The 19711-nt window shown below is 63.7% G+C and carries 22 protein-coding genes; 9 read left to right on the forward strand and 13 right to left on the reverse strand.

All coding sequences use genetic code 11. The features are described from left to right. Positions 1 to 152: 152 nt before the first annotated feature. From ACTIFE_RS12955 to ACTIFE_RS12970, 4 genes are all read right to left on the reverse strand, one after another. A complete protein-coding gene (locus ACTIFE_RS12955; protein ID WP_439529574.1) occupies positions 153 to 1853 on the reverse strand; it encodes a GGDEF domain-containing protein in 1701 nt (566 codons plus the stop codon). A 201-nt stretch (positions 1854 to 2054) separates the two neighbouring features. After that, positions 2055 to 2369 carry a hypothetical protein gene (locus ACTIFE_RS12960; RefSeq protein ID WP_439529575.1) on the reverse strand — a complete coding sequence of 105 codons (315 nt, stop codon included), beginning with the start codon at positions 2367 to 2369 and terminating at the stop codon, positions 2055 to 2057. A gap of 121 nt (positions 2370 to 2490) precedes the next feature. Further along, entirely contained in the window at positions 2491 to 2709 is a 219-nt protein-coding gene (locus tag ACTIFE_RS12965) for a helix-turn-helix domain-containing protein (RefSeq protein WP_439529576.1), read from the reverse strand. A gap of 10 nt (positions 2710 to 2719) precedes the next feature. Then, positions 2720 to 3325 (reverse strand): DUF2975 domain-containing protein, encoded by a 606-nt coding sequence (locus ACTIFE_RS12970; RefSeq protein WP_439529577.1) that lies wholly within the window; start codon positions 3323 to 3325, stop codon positions 2720 to 2722. 172 nt (positions 3326 to 3497) lie between these two features. On the opposite strand from ACTIFE_RS12970, the gene ACTIFE_RS12975 reads away from it, so the two are divergent. Further along, on the forward strand, positions 3498 to 4202 hold the full coding sequence (locus ACTIFE_RS12975) for an outer membrane protein (RefSeq protein WP_439529578.1): 705 nt from the start codon (positions 3498 to 3500) through the stop codon (positions 4200 to 4202). Between the two features lie 391 nt (positions 4203 to 4593). Here the strand turns inward: ACTIFE_RS12975 and ACTIFE_RS12980 are convergent, their stop codons facing one another. Beyond that, positions 4594 to 5256, reverse strand: a complete 663-nt coding sequence (locus ACTIFE_RS12980) for a haloacid dehalogenase type II (protein ID WP_439529579.1) — start codon at positions 5254 to 5256, stop codon at positions 4594 to 4596. Positions 5257 to 5448: 192 nt separating this feature from the next. After that, positions 5449 to 5895: a VOC family protein gene (locus ACTIFE_RS12985; protein ID WP_439529580.1), complete on the reverse strand. Its 447-nt coding sequence runs from the start codon at positions 5893 to 5895 to the stop codon at positions 5449 to 5451. Positions 5896 to 6063: 168 nt separating this feature from the next. On the opposite strand from ACTIFE_RS12985, the gene ACTIFE_RS12990 reads away from it, so the two are divergent. Further along, on the forward strand, positions 6064 to 6921 hold the full coding sequence (locus ACTIFE_RS12990) for a branched-chain amino acid aminotransferase (RefSeq protein WP_439529581.1): 858 nt from the start codon (positions 6064 to 6066) through the stop codon (positions 6919 to 6921). 3 nt (positions 6922 to 6924) lie between these two features. On the opposite strand, the gene ACTIFE_RS12995 is transcribed toward ACTIFE_RS12990, so the two are convergent. Together ACTIFE_RS12995 and ACTIFE_RS13000 are read right to left on the reverse strand one after the other, a co-directional pair. Next, positions 6925 to 8118, reverse strand: coding sequence for a YbfB/YjiJ family MFS transporter (locus ACTIFE_RS12995; RefSeq protein ID WP_439529582.1), 1194 nt, complete (start codon positions 8116 to 8118; stop codon positions 6925 to 6927). A gap of 138 nt (positions 8119 to 8256) precedes the next feature. Then, positions 8257 to 8976, reverse strand: coding sequence for a thermonuclease family protein (locus ACTIFE_RS13000; protein ID WP_439529583.1), 720 nt, complete (start codon positions 8974 to 8976; stop codon positions 8257 to 8259). Positions 8977 to 9330: 354 nt separating this feature from the next. On the opposite strand from ACTIFE_RS13000, the gene ACTIFE_RS13005 reads away from it, so the two are divergent. Further along, positions 9331 to 9933 carry a superoxide dismutase gene (locus ACTIFE_RS13005; protein ID WP_439529584.1) on the forward strand — a complete coding sequence of 201 codons (603 nt, stop codon included), beginning with the start codon at positions 9331 to 9333 and terminating at the stop codon, positions 9931 to 9933. 367 nt (positions 9934 to 10300) lie between these two features. Here the strand turns inward: ACTIFE_RS13005 and ACTIFE_RS13010 are convergent, their stop codons facing one another. Then, positions 10301 to 10588, reverse strand: a complete 288-nt coding sequence (locus tag ACTIFE_RS13010) for a GIY-YIG nuclease family protein (protein ID WP_439529681.1) — start codon at positions 10586 to 10588, stop codon at positions 10301 to 10303. A 307-nt stretch (positions 10589 to 10895) separates the two neighbouring features. Here ACTIFE_RS13010 and ACTIFE_RS13015 point away from each other — a divergent pair, with 307 nt between their 5' ends. Continuing rightward, positions 10896 to 11321: a DUF1284 domain-containing protein gene (locus tag ACTIFE_RS13015; protein ID WP_439529585.1), complete on the forward strand. Its 426-nt coding sequence runs from the start codon at positions 10896 to 10898 to the stop codon at positions 11319 to 11321. A gap of 103 nt (positions 11322 to 11424) precedes the next feature. Here ACTIFE_RS13015 and ACTIFE_RS13020 read toward each other — a convergent pair whose 3' ends face one another. Both ACTIFE_RS13020 and ACTIFE_RS13025 read right to left on the reverse strand, forming a co-directional pair. After that, positions 11425 to 11625 (reverse strand): YgaP family membrane protein, encoded by a 201-nt coding sequence (locus ACTIFE_RS13020; RefSeq protein ID WP_439529586.1) that lies wholly within the window; start codon positions 11623 to 11625, stop codon positions 11425 to 11427. A 132-nt stretch (positions 11626 to 11757) separates the two neighbouring features. Further along, a complete protein-coding gene (locus ACTIFE_RS13025; protein ID WP_439529587.1) occupies positions 11758 to 12447 on the reverse strand; it encodes a Crp/Fnr family transcriptional regulator in 690 nt (229 codons plus the stop codon). A 260-nt stretch (positions 12448 to 12707) separates the two neighbouring features. Between ACTIFE_RS13025 and ACTIFE_RS13030 the strand changes: the two genes are divergently transcribed. Further along, complete coding sequence (locus tag ACTIFE_RS13030) at positions 12708 to 13928, forward strand: MFS transporter (RefSeq protein WP_439529682.1); 1221 nt, start codon at positions 12708 to 12710, stop codon at positions 13926 to 13928. A 32-nt stretch (positions 13929 to 13960) separates the two neighbouring features. Here the strand turns inward: ACTIFE_RS13030 and ACTIFE_RS13035 are convergent, their stop codons facing one another. Then, entirely contained in the window at positions 13961 to 14344 is a 384-nt protein-coding gene (locus tag ACTIFE_RS13035) for a hypothetical protein (protein ID WP_439529588.1), read from the reverse strand. Positions 14345 to 14519: 175 nt separating this feature from the next. Here ACTIFE_RS13035 and ACTIFE_RS13040 point away from each other — a divergent pair, with 175 nt between their 5' ends. From ACTIFE_RS13040 to ACTIFE_RS13050, 3 genes are all read left to right on the forward strand, one after another. Beyond that, the gene (locus tag ACTIFE_RS13040) at positions 14520 to 16604 is read left to right on the forward strand and encodes a S9 family peptidase (RefSeq protein ID WP_439529589.1); all 2085 of its coding nucleotides are present in this window, start codon (positions 14520 to 14522) and stop codon (positions 16602 to 16604) included. A gap of 124 nt (positions 16605 to 16728) precedes the next feature. Continuing rightward, the gene (locus ACTIFE_RS13045; protein ID WP_439529590.1) at positions 16729 to 17178 is read left to right on the forward strand and encodes a c-type cytochrome; all 450 of its coding nucleotides are present in this window, start codon (positions 16729 to 16731) and stop codon (positions 17176 to 17178) included. A gap of 20 nt (positions 17179 to 17198) precedes the next feature. Beyond that, positions 17199 to 18116, forward strand: coding sequence for a c-type cytochrome (locus tag ACTIFE_RS13050; RefSeq protein WP_439529591.1), 918 nt, complete (start codon positions 17199 to 17201; stop codon positions 18114 to 18116). A 36-nt stretch (positions 18117 to 18152) separates the two neighbouring features. Here the strand turns inward: ACTIFE_RS13050 and ACTIFE_RS13055 are convergent, their stop codons facing one another. Then, complete coding sequence (locus tag ACTIFE_RS13055) at positions 18153 to 19007, reverse strand: SDR family oxidoreductase (RefSeq protein ID WP_439529592.1); 855 nt, start codon at positions 19005 to 19007, stop codon at positions 18153 to 18155. 128 nt (positions 19008 to 19135) lie between these two features. Between ACTIFE_RS13055 and ACTIFE_RS13060 the strand changes: the two genes are divergently transcribed. Beyond that, the gene (locus ACTIFE_RS13060; protein WP_439529593.1) at positions 19136 to 19573 is read left to right on the forward strand and encodes a winged helix-turn-helix transcriptional regulator; all 438 of its coding nucleotides are present in this window, start codon (positions 19136 to 19138) and stop codon (positions 19571 to 19573) included. The last annotated feature ends 138 nt before the right edge of the window (positions 19574 to 19711 follow it).

The following is a 19711-nucleotide window of genomic DNA, read 5'->3' on the forward strand; positions in this document are numbered from 1 at the left end:
GATGACACGGTGCTCCGCCCGCGGACCATTCACGCTCCACCAGATCAATCTGGCAAGAGGCGCTCGGATAGACAGGGATGACGGCGGAGAGGTCGAGGTCTACGATCAATCGCAACGCCGCGTCCGAAAGGGCGCGGCGCTTTTGTTTGAGGTCAGCCAAATCGAATGCGGTCGCGGCCGGCTTCCTTGGCTGCATAGAGCGCCTGGTCGGCCCGGCGGACAATGGTTTCCCAGTCGGCGTCCGCGCCGCCGGCAATGCCGAAGCTGGCGGTCAGGCGGATTGCATAGCCATCCGGGGATTCCAGCTCGAGGGCCTTGATCGCCTTGCGCAGCTTGCGGGCAACACAGGCGGCTTGCGCCTTGGTCTGGCCGACAAGAAGCACGGCGAACTCCTCGCCGCCATAGCGGGCGACATGATCCTGGCTGCGCAAGGTGCGGCGCAGGACGGTGCCGATCTCCCGCAGCACATCATCGCCGACCGGGTGCCCGAAACAGTCGTTGATCGCCTTGAAGTGATCGATGTCGGCCAGGATCAGGTGCGGCACATCGGAACTGCGCGTGCCTTCGGCCAAACGATGGCCGATGTCGTCGATGGTCCGGCGATTGAGAAGGCCGGTCAGGCCATCGGTGGTGGCCAGAAGATGCAACTCCTCGGTCATGCGCCGGCGCTCGGTCAGCTTGTCGGCAACGATCGCCAGGGCGGAATGGACAAGGCGGATCTCGGCGACGTGGCGCCGCGGCCGCGTCGGCAGTGGCGGCTGATCAAACGCAAGGGCGATAATCGCCCGAGACGCATCCAGCAGCGGATTGAAGATGTAGTGCTGCATCGCCAGCACCAGGCCGGCAACCAGCAGGACAATCGTCAGCATCAGGGCCATCGATTGCACCATACCGCTCCAGGCTGCCTGCTCCTTGCGAAGATAGGTGAGACGGATGTCCTCCATCAGTCCCGCCCGCAGCTGCTGCAGCGGCCGCATCGAGGCGACATAGGCCCGGGTGAAGGTGATCGCGTCGATCACCGGACGCGTCTGTGTCGCGTCGAGCCCGAGTTGCTGATCACGCAAGGCAAGGCCATTGATGAAAAAGTCCTGTCGCGTCCGGTCGAGGAGCTGGCCGAGTTCCGAATCAGGGTCAAGAGACGCGGCAAGAGGCTCCATCAGCATCCATGTTGCCAAGAGCCGCCCGCGCACCTGCTGGCTTTCGATGACATGGCGACTGCGAATCGGCTCGCCGGTGACGAGCGGGGGAATGACAAAAGACCCAAGCCGGCCAGCCTGCTCGCGCAGGTCCGCCAGAATCATCCCCTTGAACAGCACATCGATGAGATCCGGCTCTGTCTCGAGCGCCACGGCCATCCGCCAGCGCAGGACCGCTTCGAAGTGATCATGCACCTTGAACATCGCATCAATCGCCGCCTGGATATCTTCATAGCGGCGGCTGAGACGGGGACGCTCGCCCGCCATGGCGACGAGCTGCCTGGCAATGGCGAGCTGATCGTAAACCTTTTCAATGAGATCCGGGGGCACATCCGGGCGGATATAGTCCAGCAGCGCGTCCGTTTCGGCTACAGCCGCTTCCCAATCGGTGCGATAGTCCGCCCGGGCACCGTCGGGCGCGGCCATGTAGGAATTCGCCGGGCCACGTTCCGCAGAGATGCGGGTCCCCGTCTCCAGATAGCGGGCAAAGTCTGCGATCACATCGGCATGGATCCGGGATTGCTTCAGCTCCACATACCAGGACCGTGTGGAGAGCCCGGCCAGGATCACCGTGCAGCTGATCGTCAGGACCGCAAGGCCCCACAAATAGACCTTCAATCCACTGGACGCAGGATGCGTGGGGAGGCGGTTGATCATGTGAAGCATACTGCCGCCGCGTGAGAAGAACGTGAAGCCGCAGTCTTACGTTTCCCCGCAGGAATTAACCATTGCGATTCCGGAGGGGGAGATGTGATGGGAGAACTTGACTGAAAGTGCAGAACTTGAAGAAAAATAGAAGAAAAAAATTGACATGCCACGCCAGATGAGGGGTGGCGAAAGCACGCTTTGCGCTTCTTGTCAGGGCATCATGGAGAACAGGCTTGCTCCGACCGGGTCTGTCTCCAGGGCCAGCGCAAGCTGACGTCCCTCGCGCCACAGCACGCGGGCTTCGGCGATGGTGACATCCAGATCATCATGCAGCAGCAGACGTGCCGGCAGGTTGGCATTGGTTGCCACGATCACGCCAATCCCGTTGTCGAGCGTATCATAGATGGTGCAGTCGGCCAGCGGCTTGCAAGCCAGATCGGTGAGCCGCCCGCCGCGCATGCGCGAGCGCAGGGCAGGGCGAAGCTGACGGGCGCGAAACGGCTGGGAAGCTGGGGGCGGTGGCATGGCGGGATCCCGGATGAGGTGTCGCCGGGAGCAAAGCTGAAGGGCACCGGCCGGAGGACTTGCGCCCGGAATTAAGCCGCCAAGCTTGCGCGAGGCTGGCGACCGAGCCAAAGCACCGGCGTCAGCCTTGAGCGTCCTCATGCTTGTAGATGAGGATATCGCCAGGCTGACATTCGAGAACTTCGCAAATCTTCTCAAGGGTCTCGAAACGCACGCCCTTGACCTTGCCAGACTTCAGCAGGGACACATTCTGCTCGGTAATGCCGATCTTCTCGGCAAGCTCCTTCGAACGCATTTTCCGGCGCGCGAGCATCACATCCAGCTCGATGATGATGGGCATGTCAGTTCCTTCAAACGAACTGCTGGTTTTCTTCGTACGCAAGCGCAGCCTCCCGCATGACCCAGCCAAACAACAAGGTGAGTGGTCCAAAGACAAGGAACAGGATCTGCCCGGCTTCGATAGCGAAAGATATCTGCTGCTGCCCGGCAGGAAGATCATAGGTCAGGATGAATGATCCTATCGGGTCGGCAATGAAATCAAGAACACCGAGCGCGAGAAGCCACCAGCCAGTCTCGACGATGAAGGAGAGGGTGCGGCTGGAAAAGAAATCCAGCCGGCCAAACTGGGCGAAAAGCTGGCGGAGCTTCCAGAGCAACATCACAACTGCTGCAATGCTGATAATCAGAAAGGTTGCCATCAACATGCGCTGTCCAAGGCTAATTGTCATAAGGCCTCTCGAGACCTCGCCAATGTCGATCGTATCTTCCGGATCGAGTTGCACGAAACTTGGCAGGATCAGCACGAAAATCACCAGGAGGCCGAACAGGATGCAGATCGCCGCCATGCCGGTCAAAAACCACTTCAGCCACACGGCCATGGTGCTGATGCGCTTCAGACGGCGGGCGCGCTCATCGTTCGACTCGGGAAACGTGGCGGTACTTGCGGGCTTCATCATTCGCTCTCTGACAGTCTTTTGCAGTCTCGTCACTACAGGTCAAGCCGGCCTTTCGCAAGCGCAAAATATCGTGCTTGACAAAAAAATAAAAACAAGGCTTTTTCGAATTATCGTTTCGCAATAATAAATTGATGCGGACGACTTTATCGAGATCCACGGAGACGACCCTCCCATGCATTCCCTTATCCGTTCCCGGGCAACATTCGCCGGCATCCTTGCCTCCCCGCTGGTGCTGCTCCTTGGTGTCTGGGGCAGCAGCGCCCTAGCCGCCGACCTCGCTCAGCCGCTGCCGGATTACGACAACTCCAGCGTCATCGAGACCCAGCGCAAGCGTAACCCGTTCGAGGGCGCCTATTTTGGTGTCGAGGCGGGCGTATCCGGCTCGGCCACCAAGACCGAGTTTGGTTCGACCAAAAAGACCAACTCGCGTGTTGACGCAGCTTTCGGCGCCTTTGCCGGCTACAACTGGCAAGTCTCGCGCGTAATTCTCGGCGTGGAAGGTTCCGCCACCTACCTCGGTGGCCAGCTCAAGTCGCAGGTCACCGGCCTCGGCCAGGTGAAATCGTCCTCGCCCTACAGCTTCGGCGTCAAGGGTCGCATCGGTCTGCCGATCGACAATTTCATGCCGTATCTGTCGGTTGGCCTTGCTGCCACCCAGCACAGCTATCAGGTGCAGGGCTTCAAGGCCAAGAAGAGCATGCATCTGGGCACTTCTGTCGGTGCCGGTCTTGAAGTGGCCCTGACCGACAACCTGCGCGCCCGTGCCGACTATACCCTCACCGCGATCGCGGCGGACAAGCACAAGTTCGGCACCAAGACGGTGAAGGACTTTTCCGCCAATCATCGCCTGATGTTGGGTGTGGCCTACGCCTTCTGACCCACCCCGAAAGGTCAGTGGCCACTCCCCGCAGGGCCGTCAGTGCCGTGACGGCCCGACCTGTCCCGTGTCCGGTTCACCCGCTATGCCCCATGCCCGAGCCGGACGCGGGACAGACCTTCTCGACGATTGGCCCTGCGTTAAAAGACGCGGGATGAGGATGGTGACATACCTTGACCTCACCGAAGCCATCCCGGCCAAGCGCAGCGCCGAGCCGGGACCGGAGAGACGAGGCGTCAATATTTCAATCCGTTAACCCCGGAAAGACCTTGGCTCTCCGGTCCCGGATCTCCGCTTCGCTGCGTCCGGGATGACCATAGAGGGCTTGTCAGCAATCTGGCCCCGCGTTGAAAGACGCGGGGCTTTTCGTTGTGCCAAATCTGGATCCGGCCTAGCCGAGCAGTGGCAGGCCGTTGAGATCGGAGAGGACGGCGGCAGGGGCGAGATCCGGATATTCATCGGGCAGGCCCGCGCGGTTCATCCAGACGGTGCGGAAGCCATAGGCCTTGGCGCCGGCGATATCCCAGCGGTTCGACGACTGGAACGAGATCGCCTCCGGATAGACACGGAAGTGGTTGGTCACCATCTCGTAGACGCGCGGATCGGTCTTGTAGGTGCGCAAGATGTCGACGGAGAAGATCTCGTCGAGCAGCTCGGTGATCCCGGCCGCCTTGGCCGCAGCTTCCAGCATCGACGGCGTGCCGTTGGACAGGATGGCGAGCCTTGCGCCGGACTGTTTCAGGGTGGTCAGCACCTCCGGCACTTCCGGATAGCAGTCCAGCGCCCAGTAGGCGTTTAGCAGATCGGCCCTGAGGCCGCGATCAGCATCGGGAAACAGCGCGAAAGCCGTGTCCAGCGCCTGCTCGGTGAGCTGCCAGAAATCGGCATAACGCTGCATCAAGGCGCGGACCCAGGAATACTCCAGTTGCTTCTGGCGCCAGACGAAGGAGAACTGCTGCGCATCCGGGCCCAGTTTCTCGGCGTGTTTGCGCACGGCGGCATGAACATCGAACAAGGTGCCGTATGCATCAAAGACATAGGCCGAATGGGCCATCGGGTGCTCCGTCAGGAAAGAGGCATGTTGCCGAAACTTTAGGCGGCAACAGATGACAACCCTCTGCGGCATGCGTCAAGCATATTGTGCAATGCACAAACAATTTTATGCGGAATGGGTGGTGGTTTGGCGCAACAAAATTACCGGCATCTATTCGATGCCGGGCGTTTGCGCCGCGCCGAAGGCTTCGGCCTAGCCCGGCAGCTTCAGGCTACCGTCCGAAGCCAGGGTCCAGAAGGGATTGAAGGCGAGTTCCAGGAGGTGGCCGTCAGGCGTGCGCACATAGGACGAGTAGCCGCCCCAGAACACCTTTTCCGGTGGAACGACCGGTGTGGCCCCGGCCGCCAGCGCCCGGGTATAGGCGTCATCCACTTCGGTCTCGCTGGCCCCGTTCCAGCCGAGCGTGAAGCCGGAATGGGCACCGGCCGGAATCTCCGCTCCGATGTCGCGGGCAAGGGCCGCGCGCGGATAGAGCCCAAGGGCAAGACCGGGCAGCTGGTAGAAGGCAACGCCCTCCTGGCTTTCGCTGGAGGCGGTCCAGCCGAGCCCTTCCTCGAAGAAACGGCGGCTGATGGCGAGATCCTCGACGGCGAGGGTGATCAGGGACAGGCGTTGCTGCATCGGACGAGCTTTCAGCATGGATGTTGAAAATGTTCCCGAATGTAGCCTGTTTAGCCGAACAAAAACAGAACAAATATCCTGTGGCGCACGAATTTCGCGTTTTTTGCCAAGGAGCCGGCAAAAGGTTGACCTTGGCCTGCGAAGGCGGTTTGGTCTGCGGCAATCAATCTGATCGGGAGAAACGCCGTGAGCGCCTTTAGCGAAACCTGGAACTATGTCGATGGCCGCTGGATCGAGGGCAATCCGCCGCTGATGGGCCCGCGCAGCCATGCCAGCTGGCTGGGATCCACCGTCTTTGACGGGGCGCGCTTCTTCGAGGGCGTGTTTCCCGACCTCGACCTGCATTGCCAGCGGGTCAATGATTCGGCGCTGGCCCTCGGCCTGAAGCCGACCATGCAGGTGGGCGAGATGGCCGAGCTGTCGAAGGAAGGCGCGGCCAAGTTCAAGCCCGGCAGTGCGGTCTATATCAAGCCGATGTACTGGGCCGAGGGCGATGGCCCGGGCGTGATTGCCGCCGATCCGGACAGCGCCCGCTTCTGCCTGTGCCTGTTCGAGGCGCCGCTGGCCCCGGCCGGCAGCGCATTTTCCATCACCCTGTCGCCCTTCCGCCGGCCGACGATGGAGACGATGCCCGTCAACGCCAAGGCCGGCTGCCTTTACCCGAACAACGCCCGCGCCATGGTCGAGGCCAAGTCACGCGGCTTCGACAATGCCGTGGTTCTGGACATGCTGGGCAATGTGGCCGAGCTGACCAGCGCCAATGTGTTCATGGTCAAGGATGGCGTTGTTCATACGCCGGTGCCGAATGGCACGTTCCTGAATGGCATCACCCGCCAGCGCGTGATCAAGCTGCTGCGCGACGCCGGGTACCAGGTTGTCGAGCGGACCATCGGCTATGGCGAGTTCCTGACCGCTGACGAGATCTTCTCCACCGGCAACTACTCCAAGGTGGTGCCTGTGAACCGGATCGAGACGCGGCAGATCGCGCCGGGTCCGGTCGCGGCCCGGGCGCGGGAGCTGTATTGGACCTTTGCCCACGCCTGAACATCAGTCGATCCTGTCCGGGCGCGTGGGCCACAGCATCAGCGCGCCCGACAGGATCAGGCAGGTGGCGGCAGCCAGTGAGGGCAGCAGGAAGCTGCCCGTCAGGTCAGCGCCAAATCCGGCAAAGCTCGGGCCGAGCATCTGGCCGAGGCCGAAACTGGCGGTCATGGCGGCGATCAGGCGGCGCGGATCGCCTTCGGTCAGGCGGCGCGCCTCGATGAAGCCGAGCGCCGTGATGCCGACGAAAGTGCCGCCAAGCAGGGCGGCGGCCGCGAGAATGCCAAGCGGGGAACTGCTGATCACCGACAGCACCACGCCGACCGCCTCCAGTGCGGCGGCCAGGGCAAAGGCATAGGCCGCGCCGATCCGGCCTGCCACCCAGTTCCAGATCAGGATCGACGGGGCAGCGGTCAGGCCGACCGTCAGCCAGACGAGCGCCTCGGCCGAGGCGAGTGCGGGGTCAGACCGGGCAATGACGGAGACGAAGGTGGCCGTGACGACATAGCCGAGCCCATAGAGGCCATAGGCGATGATGAGCCGGATGACGCTGGCCGACAGGCGAGCGGGACCCGCGACGGCAGTCTGCGGACGGTTTTCCGCTGACGGCGTGCTGCGCAGGAGACGGGTGACGGCGACGGCCAGGATGAAGGTGACGCCGCCGGAGGCAAGCCACAGCCCGCGCCAGTCGCTGCCGGCTGCCGCCAGACCCGCCACAAGCAGGGCCGACAGGGCAATGCCGAGCCCGACGCCGGCAAAATGCAGCGCCGACAAGCCCGGGCGGCCGAGCCGGGCGAGACGGTCCAGCACAAGCGCGGCGGCAAAGACGAAGGCGAAGGCGCTGGCAAGCCCGCTGACGAAACGCAGCCCGGCGAAGCTTGCAAGGTTTCCGGCGACAGACATAGCCAGGCTCGTGACAACGCTGACGCCAAGCGCGCCGACCAGCCAGGTCCGCTGCTGTCCGGGCAGGCCGGGCAGGGACGCCAACAGAGCGCCGATCAGGTAGCCGAGAAAATTTGCCGACGCGATCAATCCGCCTTCTGCCGGCGACAAGGGCACGCCCTCGGTCATGAAGGGCAGGATCGGCGTATAGACAAAGCGGCCGATGCCCATGGCCCCGGCAAGGGCCAGAAGCCCGCCAAAGGCCGTGGCAAGGGGGGTGATCTGGGGCGTAATCCGGGGCGGCAGAGGGCTGGGCAAGGCGGACGTTCCGCTGGTGACTGACGCCTGCACCCTAACGCCCCCCACGCGCCTGCCAAGCCGGGAAAAGGGCTGAGCCGGAATTCTGCGGTTTCAATCAAGTAACCGGACTGGCAGGTCCCAGGACCAGCCGCCTTCTTACCTTGCCGCGCGCCAGCCGGCGGCGAGGGCTTCGGCTTCGGTGCAGAACCAGCGTTCGCCCTGGCGCGCATTGATGCGGGTGCGGGCGTAGGCGGGCGACCAGGGCATGTGGTAGATGCGGCCGGACTTGCTGATGTTGCCCTTGATGCGGCAGTCGCCGGGGGCCGGATCGCTGGTTGCGGCGGCCCATTTGCGGGCGCGGAAGTCCCAGGGTGCTTCGGCTGCGCCGGCGAAGAGGCCGGCCTTTTCGCTGCGCGCCTGGTCTTCCTCGCGAATGTAGCTCTGCGAGTAGCGGCGGAAGGCGAAGGCATGGCCCGAACGGACCATCTCGGCATTCACATTGACCCCGCCCGCATGGCAGGTGGCCAGAAGCCGGCCGTAGTCATCGCGGATCTCGCCGATGCAGGTGACCGGACCGGCGGCGAGCAGACGGGTGAGCGCCCGGGCGGCTTGCCGGCCACAGGGGTAGCTGTCGCCAGAGGGCAGAGCGCAGGTCTGGGCGAGTTCCGGTGCGTCGATGCCCTCAAGGCGCAGCTTCTCGCCGGCCAGTTCGATCGTGTCGCCGTCGATCACCCTGGCGGCGGATTTTCCGCCCCCTGTCGCTGCGGTCGCCGCCCCGCCAAGCGCCAGAGCAGTTGCGCCGGCAACAAGCAGAAGCGGGCGGCGGCTTTCCCGGAGCCTTTCCCCAAGCCTGTGACGAATCACCTTGAAAATCATGTTCATAGCTTGAGGGTGCCAGCCTTCCGTCGTCAGGAAAGCCCGGCCTTGCCTCACCTCGCCGTTTCATGTGGACAGTCGTCTGATTGGACGCATGAGGCCGGGAGCCGTGAAGGGCAGGCTTGACCGGGAGGTGTCCGGACTTGAGCGGCAGGTGGCAGACGCGCGCCTCAATAAACGAAGAAAAATATTTTTTTATTGCGCTGATGGCATTGCCCGGTGGCGGCAAGACGCCTATCTTGCGCAGCGACGCGGGAGGTAGATCTACGGATCCCCGCTGTGCTCTCCCCACAGGGGGCTCGGGCCAAGATCGGCCTGCGGTCTCCTGCTGATCATTCCTGAAGGAGAATTGCGATGTCTTTCGAACTTCCCGAGCTGCCCTATGCCTATGACGCCCTTGGCCCTTACATGTCCAAGGAGACGCTTGAGTATCACCACGACAAGCATCACCTGGCCTATGTCACCAACGGCAACAACCTGCTGAAGGACAGTGGTCTGGAAGGCAAGTCGCTGGAAGAGATCGTCAAGGAGAGCTTCGGCAAGAACGCCGGCCTCTTCAACAACGCCGGCCAGCACTACAACCACATCCACTTCTGGAAGTGGATGAAGCCGAATGGCGGCGGCACGTCGATCCCGGGCGCTCTGGCCAAGGCCATCGACAGCGACCTCGGCGGCTATGACAAGTTCCGCGCCGACTTCATCGCCGCCGGCACCACCCAGTTCGGCTCCGGCTGGGCCTGGGTTGCGGTCAAGGACGGCAAGCTGGTCATCATGAAGACCCCGAACGGCGAAAGCCCGCTGGTCCATGGCGCCGCCCCGATCCTCGGCGTCGACGTGTGGGAGCACTCCTACTACATCGACTACCGCAACGCCCGCCCGAAGTACCTGGAGGCCTTCGTCGACAGCCTGGTCAACTGGGACTATGTGCTGGAAATGTACGAAGCCGCAGCCAAGTAAGCGGGTTCAGACGTGTGATTTTGGAAGGCCCGGCGGCGACGCCGGGCTTTTTTGTTTTTTAGGTCGTCATTCCGGACGAGGGGAGCGGGACCGACAGCAATTGCGGTTTGCGCCGGATTGGTTGTGTCGCGCTGTCGCTCCCCTCGCCTTCCGCCCGTCATTCCGGACAAGGTGAGCGCAAGCGAACCGCAGATCCGGAATCCAGACATCAGCCGCGCGTAGCGCGACGAGACAGATCCGGCGGTCACATTCAGGCGGTGAAATGGTTTTGCGCGTCGCTTTCGCTCGCACAGATGTGCTGGATTCCGGATCTGCGGTTCGCTGTGCTCACCTTGTCCGGAATGACGGGGGGGTGATGGTTGTCTGACTAGAGCAACATATCGGCCGAAAGATCTTGCCACTCGGGATTGGACGCTTCGATAAGCTCGACCTTCCAAGCGCGGTTCCAAGTTTTCAGCTGCTTTTCGCGCGCAATGGCTTCGTCGATCCGCTCATGCGCTTCTGCATATACAAGTAGGTAAACGCGGTATCGAGAGGCAAAGCCGGGCGTATAACCCTGCCGATGCTGATGAATGCGTTGTGGCAGAGACGTCGTCACGCCGATGTAAAGCGTTCCGTTCCGACCCGATGCCAGAATGTAGACATACGCACTCATGATGCAATTTATGCATGCGTTTCTTATGAAATGCACGTGAATTCGAGCATTCATGGACATCGTCTCCCTCCGTCATTCCGGGCGAGGGGAGCGGGAGCGACCCGAAGATCCGGAATCCAGCGCCTCTGTGCGAGCGCAAGCGAGCGCCCAAGCGGCGGAACCTGCGGCTTGCGCCGGATCAGTTTTGTCGCGCTGTCGCGCGGCTGATGTCTGGATTCCGGATCTGCGGTTCGCTGTGCTCACCTTGTCCGGAATGACGGGGGAGGGCAACCGCTGACAGGCTGGCGAAAACAGGGTACGCAAGGGGATGACCATCCGGCTGCGACCGCATCATTTCCTGTGCATGCTCACCTTTGTCGGCGAGGGCTACAGCCGTCGCTTTGTGGTGAACTATGGCCGTATTATTGACCGGATCCGCGCCGGGGAACGGATCGTGCTGGTGGAGGGGCCGGATGACATCTGCGCGCCGCTGCTTAGCACCGAGGATCCGCATTGCCACAACGACAGCGTGAAGCTGAGGGATGCGCAGGCCCTGGCGGATGTGGCGGCGCTGATGGGGTTGAGGCTGGAGACCGGCGTGGAACTGGCGCTGGACGGAGCACTGATTGCCCGGCTGCAGGCGGGATTTGCGACAGGCGCGATCCGCAAGGCCTGCGGCGGGTGCCAGTGGTCCGGCCTGTGTGATCAGGTGGCAGGCAACGGATTTGCCGGAACGCGGGTCAGGGGCGGCTGAAATAGCCGGAAACGGAAAGCCAGAACATGGGGCGGTTCCAGCTTTCCGTTCCGGATCAAGGCGATGATGGAATTGCATCGCGCCTTGAAGCTGTTGGGCAGGTTCAGGCCGCCTTGCAGGTCTTGATGCCGAGAATTGTGTAGGCCGGGCACCAGCCGATGGCGGCGGTGAGCAGCGGCACGACACCGATGTAGCCGACCCACTTCCAGGCGATGTCCGCCGGGCCGAAGAAGGCGAAGGCCAGAAGGGCCAGACCAACGATAACCCGCAGCAGCCGGTCGATGCTTCCCATGTTGACGCTCATGTTTCGTCCCCTGTTGCAATCCTGACAGCGCAGATCGCGCTGAATGACCTCACTCTAGCGAGGGCAGGGAAAGGGGTCTGTGACTAGGTCACACTGAGGTGCACTGTCGGGGCGGTCGGGCGGATCAAAGCGTTATTCCGCCGCGAGGCGGGCAAGAGCTGCCCGGTCGAGGATGCGGATCTGGCCGCGATCCTTGGCAAGGATGCCGTCGTCGGCGAGGCGGCCAAGGTGGCGGGCGATGACCTCGCGGGCAGAGCCGAGGTCGCTGGCGATATCCGCCTGGGTGGCGTCGAGCTTGCCCTCTGCATCGGCCCGCGCCAGCAGCAGGCGGGCAAGGCGTGGCTCGATCCGGTGGAAGATGGCGTCTTCCATGGTCTTGAGAATGGTGCCGATGCGCTGGCCGAAGCCGGAGAAGACGAGGCGGCGGAACTCCGGCTCGCTCTCCACCAGATGGAATACGGTGGAGGCCGGCAGCACCAGGGCGGTCACATCGGTCTCGGTCAGGCCGGTGGCGGCATAGGGCTCCTCACCGAAGAGGCATGAGGTGGTGAGCAGGCAGCTTTCGCCAGGCTCCACCCGGTAGAGCAGGATCTCGCGACCGGTGTCGGCCGTCATCATGACGCGGACGGAGCCGGTTTCGACGAGGATCCAGCCGGGGCAGACCTGTCCGGGAGAGAACACGGTCGTACCGCGCGGCAGGGCGACCATGCGGGCGTTCCGCACCAGCAGATCCGCCGCAACTGGTGACAGTCGCGTCAGGCCGAGGCGGGTGGCAATGTCGGGGCCGGGGGGCGGGGTTTGGGTCTGGGCTGGATCGATCATGCGAAGCTTCCCTTAAGTCTGCCGCAAATGTGGCATGCCGGCGGGAGTGAAGCCAGACCGGGATAAGGTCGCGGCGCGAATGGCGGGTCCGGCCGGACGCAGGCTGGCACCTGAGGCTTGCGCCGCGGCTGCGTCTCATCCTTTTTGCGTGTCACAGAGGCGATGGCCCTTTGGAACAGGACCGCTTATCCTGACGCCCCGCCTTTGATATGTCTTTCCGGAGTGCCCCGTTGCCCCAGGCCGCCTTTACCGATGAACAGATGCGCCCCGATGGCGCCTATGCCTGGTTCCGGCTGTCGATTGCCATCCTGCTGTCGACGCTCGGCGGCGTCGGCATGTGGTCGGTGGTCGTGGTGCTGCCGGCAGTGCAGGCGGAATTCGGCGTCGACCGGGCCGAGGCGTCGCTGCCCTACACGCTGGCGATGGTCGGCTTCGCGCTGGGCAATTATCTCGTCGGCCGCTGGGTCGACCGTGTCGGCATTATCCTGCCGGTGATCGGTTCGGCGCTGGCGCTGTCTGCGGGCTATGCGCTGGCGGCGGTGGCTCCGACGCTGCTGCTTTTTGCCCTGGCGCAAGGGTTCCTGATCGGCTTCGGCACGGCGGCGACCTTCGGTCCGCTGCTGGCGGATGTGTCGCACTGGTTCCAGCGCCGGCGCGGCATTGCCATCGCCTGTGCCGCCAGCGGCAACTATCTCGCCGGCGCGCTGTGGCCGACGATCATCAAATGGGGGCTGGCCGTCGGCGACTGGCGCAGCACCTATCTGACGATCGCGCTGATCCTGATCGTCACCATGGTGCCACTGACGCTGTTGCTGCGCAGCCGGGTACGCGGCGGGCCCATCGGCACGCTGACCGATGGAGCCGGTGTCGTGAAGAGCCCCGGAACGCGAGATCTCGGCCTGTCGCCCGGCGCGTTACAGGGCCTGCTGGTTGTCGCGGGGCTGGCGTGCTGCATCGCCATGTCGATGCCGCAGGTGCATATCGTCGCCTATTGCGTCGACCTTGGCTATGGCATCGCGCCGGGCGCGGACATGCTGGCGCTGATGATGGTCGGCGGCGTTGTCAGCCGGCTGATTTCCGGAGTGATCGCCGACCGGCTCGGCGGCCTGATCGCGCTCCTGATCGGCTCGGTCGGGCAGGGGCTGGCGCTGGCGCTGTACATTCCCTTCGACGGGCTGACCTCGCTCTATCTGGTGTCGCTGATCTTCGGCCTGTCGCAGGGCGGCATCATTCCAAGCTATGCGGTGATCGTGCGCGAGTACCTGCCGGCCAGGGAAGCCGGCCAGCGCATCGGCTTCGTCATCATGGCAACGATCTTCGGCATGGCCATAGGCGGCTGGATGTCCGGCTGGATCTATGACCTGACCGGCTCCTACGCCGCTGCCTTCCTCAATGGTCTGGCCTGGAATCTCGTCAACGCAGCCGTCGTGGTCTTCCTGCTGCTGCGCGACAGAAGCACCCGGCGCGTTGCGATGGGCTGAGGGCGCTCGACTGAAACAGAATTGGCAGATGCTCAACCCGCCTTCAGCGCGGCGACTGCGAACAGGGCGAGGGAGAGCAGGAGGAAGACGCCGGAGAGGCGGGCAGACACGCGGGCCTTGTCGAACAGGGCGTCGCGCATGGCAACTGCGATCATCGCCCTCGCCACCGCCTTCTGCGGCCGCCGGTCCGGGGCAAGCAGGAGCCAGACTTCCGTGTCCTCGACCCGGGCGCGGTGGTGATAGGTGAGGCCGTACCAGGCCATGAACAGGCCGGTGACGCCAGCTCCCAGGGCCCCAAACAGGAAGCTGTAATGGGGATGCGACAGCGTGCCCATCATCACCATGAGCACCGCAAGCCCGCAAAAGCCCCAGGCCCGGGTCACGCATTCCTCGGCAAGTCGGGTGATCTCGTCCACGGCGCGTCTCCCGCCCTGAGCTGTCTCCGGACTACAGTCGCAGAAACGCTGCGGCAGTCAATTTCCCTCTGGGGGACCTGGCTGCAGATCACGCAGGCGTGTTGGCCAATCGGCGGTGAGCTGTGTTGCTTTTGCGCCCCTTGCCAAGCCTCTCGAAACAACCTACCTCGGCTGAATGACACACACCGTCCTTCCTCCGCGCGCGGAAGCGCGCACCGTCACCCTGACCACCCACGGCATCACCCGCCAGGACGATTACGCCTGGCTGCGGGCTGACAACTGGCAGGAGGTCATGCGGGATCCATCCGTCCTGGCGGACGACATCCGGGCCTATCTGGAGGCCGAGAACGCCTATCTCGAGGCGGAAATGGCGCCGACCAAGGCGCTGCAGGACACGCTGTTTGCCGAGATGAAGGGGCGCATCAAGGAAGACGACAGCTCCGTGCCGATGCCGGACGGAGCGTTTGAATACGGCTTGCGCTATGTCACCGGCGGCCAGCATCCGATCCTTACCCGCAGCCCGCGCGGTGGTGGCGAGGAGCAGATCCTCGTCGACGGCGACAAGGAAGCGGCAGGCAAGGCCTATTTCAAGCTGGCCGGGGCGACCCATTCCGACGATCACAGCCGTCTGGCCTGGGCCTATGACGACAAGGGCTCGGAATTCTACACCCTCAAGCTGCGCGACATGGCGACCGGCGTGGACATGGCCACGGTGATCGAGGACACCGCCGGCGGCGGCGAGTTCTCGGCTTGCGGGCGCTATCTGTTCTACATCCGGGTTGATGCCAATCACCGTCCGTCGAAGCTGTTCCGCCACGAGATCGGTACCGATCCGGCGACGGACGTGCTGGTCTATGAGGAGGCCGATGCCGGCTTTTTCATGGGCGTTGGCAAGACCCAGTCGGGCAGCCACATCGTCATCGACATCCATGACCATGAGACCTCCGAAGTCCATGTCATCCCCGCCGACGCACCGACCAGTGCCCCGCAATTGATCGCGGCGCGTGAGACGGCGATTGAGTATTCCGTCGATGAAAGCGGCGGCCAGTTCTATATCCTGAACAATGCGGATGATGCCGAAGACTTCAAGATCGTCACCGCGCCAGTGAGCGATCCCGGCCGGGCGAACTGGCGCGATCTGGTGCCGCACAAGGGCGGCCGGCTGATCCTGTCGGTCACCGCCTACAAGGAGTTCATCGTTCGCCTGGAGCGGGAGGATGGCCTGCCGCGTATCGTCGTGCGCCGGCTGGTGGATTCTGTCGAACATGCGATTGCCTTCGACGAGGAGGCCTATTCGCTCGGCCTGTCGGACGGCTACGAGTTCGACACGAGCGTGATCCGCTTCACCTATTCCTCGATGACGACGCCGTCGCGCACCTATGACTATGATGTCGAGACGCGCCAGCGCACGCTGCGCAAGGAACAGGTGGTGCCGTCGGGCCATAACCCGGCCGACTATGTTACCCGCCGCCTGCAGGCCCGCGCGGCCGATGGCGAGCTGGTGCCCGTGTCGGTGCTCTACCGCAAGGATACGCCGCTGGACGGCTCCGCGCCCTGCCTGCTTTATGGCTACGGCTCCTATGGCATCTCGATCCCGGCGAGCTTCAACACCAACTGCCTCAGCCTCGTCGACCGGGGCTTCGTCTATGCGATCGCGCATATCCGTGGCGGCAAGGAAAAGGGCTATGCCTGGTATGCGAAGGGGCGGCGCGAGTTCAAGCGCAACACCTTCACCGATTTCCTCGCCGCAGCCGACCATCTCGTCGGCGAAGGCTTTACCGCGCATGCGCGCATCGTTGCGCAAGGTGGTTCGGCCGGCGGCATGCTGATGGGTGCGGTGGCCAACCTGGGCGGTGAGAAGTTCGGCGGTATCATCGCCGAGGTGCCCTTCGTCGACGTGCTGAACACCATGCTCGACGACACGCTGCCGCTGACGCCGCCGGAATGGCCGGAATGGGGCAACCCGATCGCCAGCCGCGAGGCCTATGACTATATCGCCAGCTACTCGCCCTATGACAATGTCACGGCGAAGGCCTATCCGGCGATCCTGGCCGTTGGCGGCCTCACCGATCCGCGCGTGACCTACTGGGAACCGGCCAAGTGGGTGGCGCGACTGAGGGCTGTGAAGAGCGGCGACAGCCTCCTGATGCTGAAGACCAACATGGAAGCCGGACATGGCGGCGCCTCCGGCCGGTTTGACCGGCTGAAGGAAGTGGCGCTGGTGCAAGCCTTTGCGCTCAAGGTGGTGGGGCAGGTGTGACGGCGTGATCAGGAGCGCATGCTCGCGCCTTGATCACTCGTCTGTGACTTCCGCTTTATCGGCAAATCCTCCTTCAATGGCGACGCGGATGGTGACGCGCCGTTTTGCCTTGAGGGAGAGATTGATGAAGAAATTTGTTCTGGCCGCCGCTGCGGTCCTGTTTGTTTTGCCTGCGGTGCAGGCGGCGGATGATCCGGTTGCCGCGCGCAAGGCGATCATGCAGTCGGTGGCCGCCAGTGCCGGCCTGTCGGGCGGTTTGATGAAGGGCGACATTGCCTATAGCCCGGCCGCCGGCAAGGCGGCGATTGCCTCGCTGAATGCAGCAGCCTTGTCCTATGGCTCGTTCTTCCCAGAGGGAAGCGACATGGCGGCGAACACCACCGCAAGCCCGAAGATCTGGGAAGATGCGGCCGGCTTTGCTGAGGCACTTGCCAAATTCTCGGCCGTGACCGGAGCCGCTGCCCAGGCCTCCGGAAAGGATGGCCCTGCGGATGTCGATGCCTTCAAGGCGGCGATGGGGCCGGTCCTGGCGAGCTGCAAGAGCTGTCACGAGGCCTATCGGGTCCAGAGGTAACCCTATCGGAGAGCGCGGGGATGCGACGCAAGATCCTGACAGGTGTCCTGGTGGCTGGCGCAGCCGTGGCTGCCGCTGGCTGGGTGCTGACTGCCCCGCGCTCTGTTCCTGCTGCCATGCTGGCTGCCTTGCCGGATGGCGACCCTGAGCGCGGTGCCATGGTGTTTCACGCCGGAGGTTGCGCCTCCTGCCATGCGGCGCCGGGGGCGAAAGGCGAGGACAAGCTGAAGCTGGCGGGCGGGCTGAAATTGGCGACGCCCTTTGGCACCTTCGTCGCGCCGAACATATCGAGTGATGCGAACGACGGCATCGGCGGCTGGACCAAGGCCGACTTCGCCAATGCCATGCTGGCCGGCGTGTCGCCGGACGGCGGGCATTACTACCCGGCCTTTCCCTATACATCCTATGTCCGGATGACGCCGGGCGACGTGATGGATCTGCAAGCCTACATGCAGCAGCTGCCGGCAGTGGCCGGAAAGGCTCCGGCGCATGACCTGGGCTTTCCGTTCAACATCCGGCGCGGATTGGGGCTGTGGAAGCTGGCCAATCTGGATCCTGCACCGGTGGTGCCGGCTGCTGCGGGGGATGCGCAGCTCGAGCGCGGACGCTATCTGGTCGAGGGGCCGGGCCATTGCGGCGAATGCCACACCCCGCGCGATGCCCTCGGCGGCCTGGACCGCAGCCGCTGGATGGCGGGCGCGCCAGCACCGACCGGCGAGGGCCGCATTCCGAATATCACGGGCGGGGACGGCGGCATCGGCAGCTGGAGCGCGGCCGACATTGCCTATTACCTTGAGACCGGCTTCACGCCTGAGTTCGATTCTGTTGGCGGTGAGATGGTCGCCGTCCAGGAAAACATGGCGCAGCTGCCGGCCAGCGACCGGGAGGCGATTGCGGCCTATCTGAAGGCAGTGCCAGCGCTGGCGGACGGGCGCTGAGGGCCTCCCGGATTTTACTCCGGGAGGATCGGAGCGTCAGGCCTTGAGGGTCGCGGCGACGGCCTCGGCGAGCGTGACGGTCGGGCGGCCAATGATGCGGGAGAGGGTCTTGCCGTCATCGAAGAGTTCACCGCGCGCGGTGGCGGTGTCGGCATCGGCGAGAGCACCGGCAAAGCCGTCCGGCAGACCGACCTGGACCAGCAGCCCCTTGAAGGCCTCTTCGGTCATGTTCGTATAGGCGACCGGCTTGCCAGACTGGCGGGCGATCTCGGCGGCAAGGTCTGCCTTGGTGAAGGACGTGTCGCCGGCAAGCTCGAGGATGGTACCGGAGGCGGCACCCTTGCGCAGGATTTCGGCGGCAGCTGCGGCGTAGTCGGCACGGGCGGCGGCGGAAATGCGGCCCTCGCCCGAGGCACCGAAGACGGCGCCATGCTCGATGGCGGCCGGGACCGAGCCCATGAAATTCTCCAGATACCAGCCATTGCGCAGGAGAACATAGGGAACGCCGGAGGCGGCGAGGTCCTGTTCGGTGATCTTGTGCTCGGCGGCGAGGATCATGCCGGACTGCGGCGTGCGCAGGATCGAGGTGTAGACCAGCAGTTCGACGCCGGCGGACTTGGCGGCATCGATGACGGCCTTGTGCTGGGGCGCGCGGCTGCCGACTTCAGACGATGAGACCAGCAGCAACTTGCTGACGCCCTTGAGGGCAGGGGCCAGTGTCTCGGGACGGCTGTAGTCGAACACGGCAACCTCAGCACCGCGGGCGGCAAGGTCGGCGACCTTGTCCGGGCTGCGCACCAGAAGGCGCAGCGAGGCGGCCGGTTCGGTCGCGAGCAGGTCTTCGGCAACGAGGCGGCCAAGCTGGCCACTGGCTCCGGTGAAGGCAATCATGTTCAGGTCTCCTATCGGGTTGGATCGGATTCGGGGATGCGATGGACCTGATATGCGCCTCAAACTTTCTTTTGGAAAGTACGCACTAATTTGTTAGTATGAGTTTTGTTGAAACGAGGATGCTGGCAATGGACGGCACGGACCTAGTTGACCGCAAAAGCGGTGAGACGGATGGAGAAACCAGCCCGCAGCCGGAAGCCTTGTCCGATGTGCTGCGGCGCGGTCTGGTGTTCAGCGAAGCCTGCCCGTCGCGCGAGATCCTGAAGCATCTGACCAGCCGCTGGGGCGTCCTGGTCCTGCTGGCGCTTCTGGAAGGCATGCACCGCTACAGCAGCCTGCGCCGCAAGATCGGCGGGGTCAGCGAAAAGATGCTGGCGCAAACCCTGCAGCAACTGGAGGCGGACGGGTTCCTCACCCGGACGTCCCTGCCTGTGGTGCCGCCGCATGTGGAGTACCAGCTGACGGAGCTGGGCCGGGAGGCGGCTGAACGGGTGCGCGTGCTGGCAGACTGGATCGAGATCAACATGCCACGGATCCTTGAGGGACAGCAGAAAAAGAGCGACTGATGGGTCTCGCGCGAACTGATTCCCTGCGTCCAACTCCCAATCTAACCGACCGGCGGTGGCGGCTGATGCTTGGGTCGCGGCCAAAAACACCAGCCGAACCGCGGCTCCGCTGCCGATAGACCTGGCTATACGTAAAAA

Source organism: Pannonibacter sp., from assembly GCF_051860505.1.
GTDB lineage: Bacteria > Pseudomonadota > Alphaproteobacteria > Rhizobiales > Stappiaceae > Pannonibacter.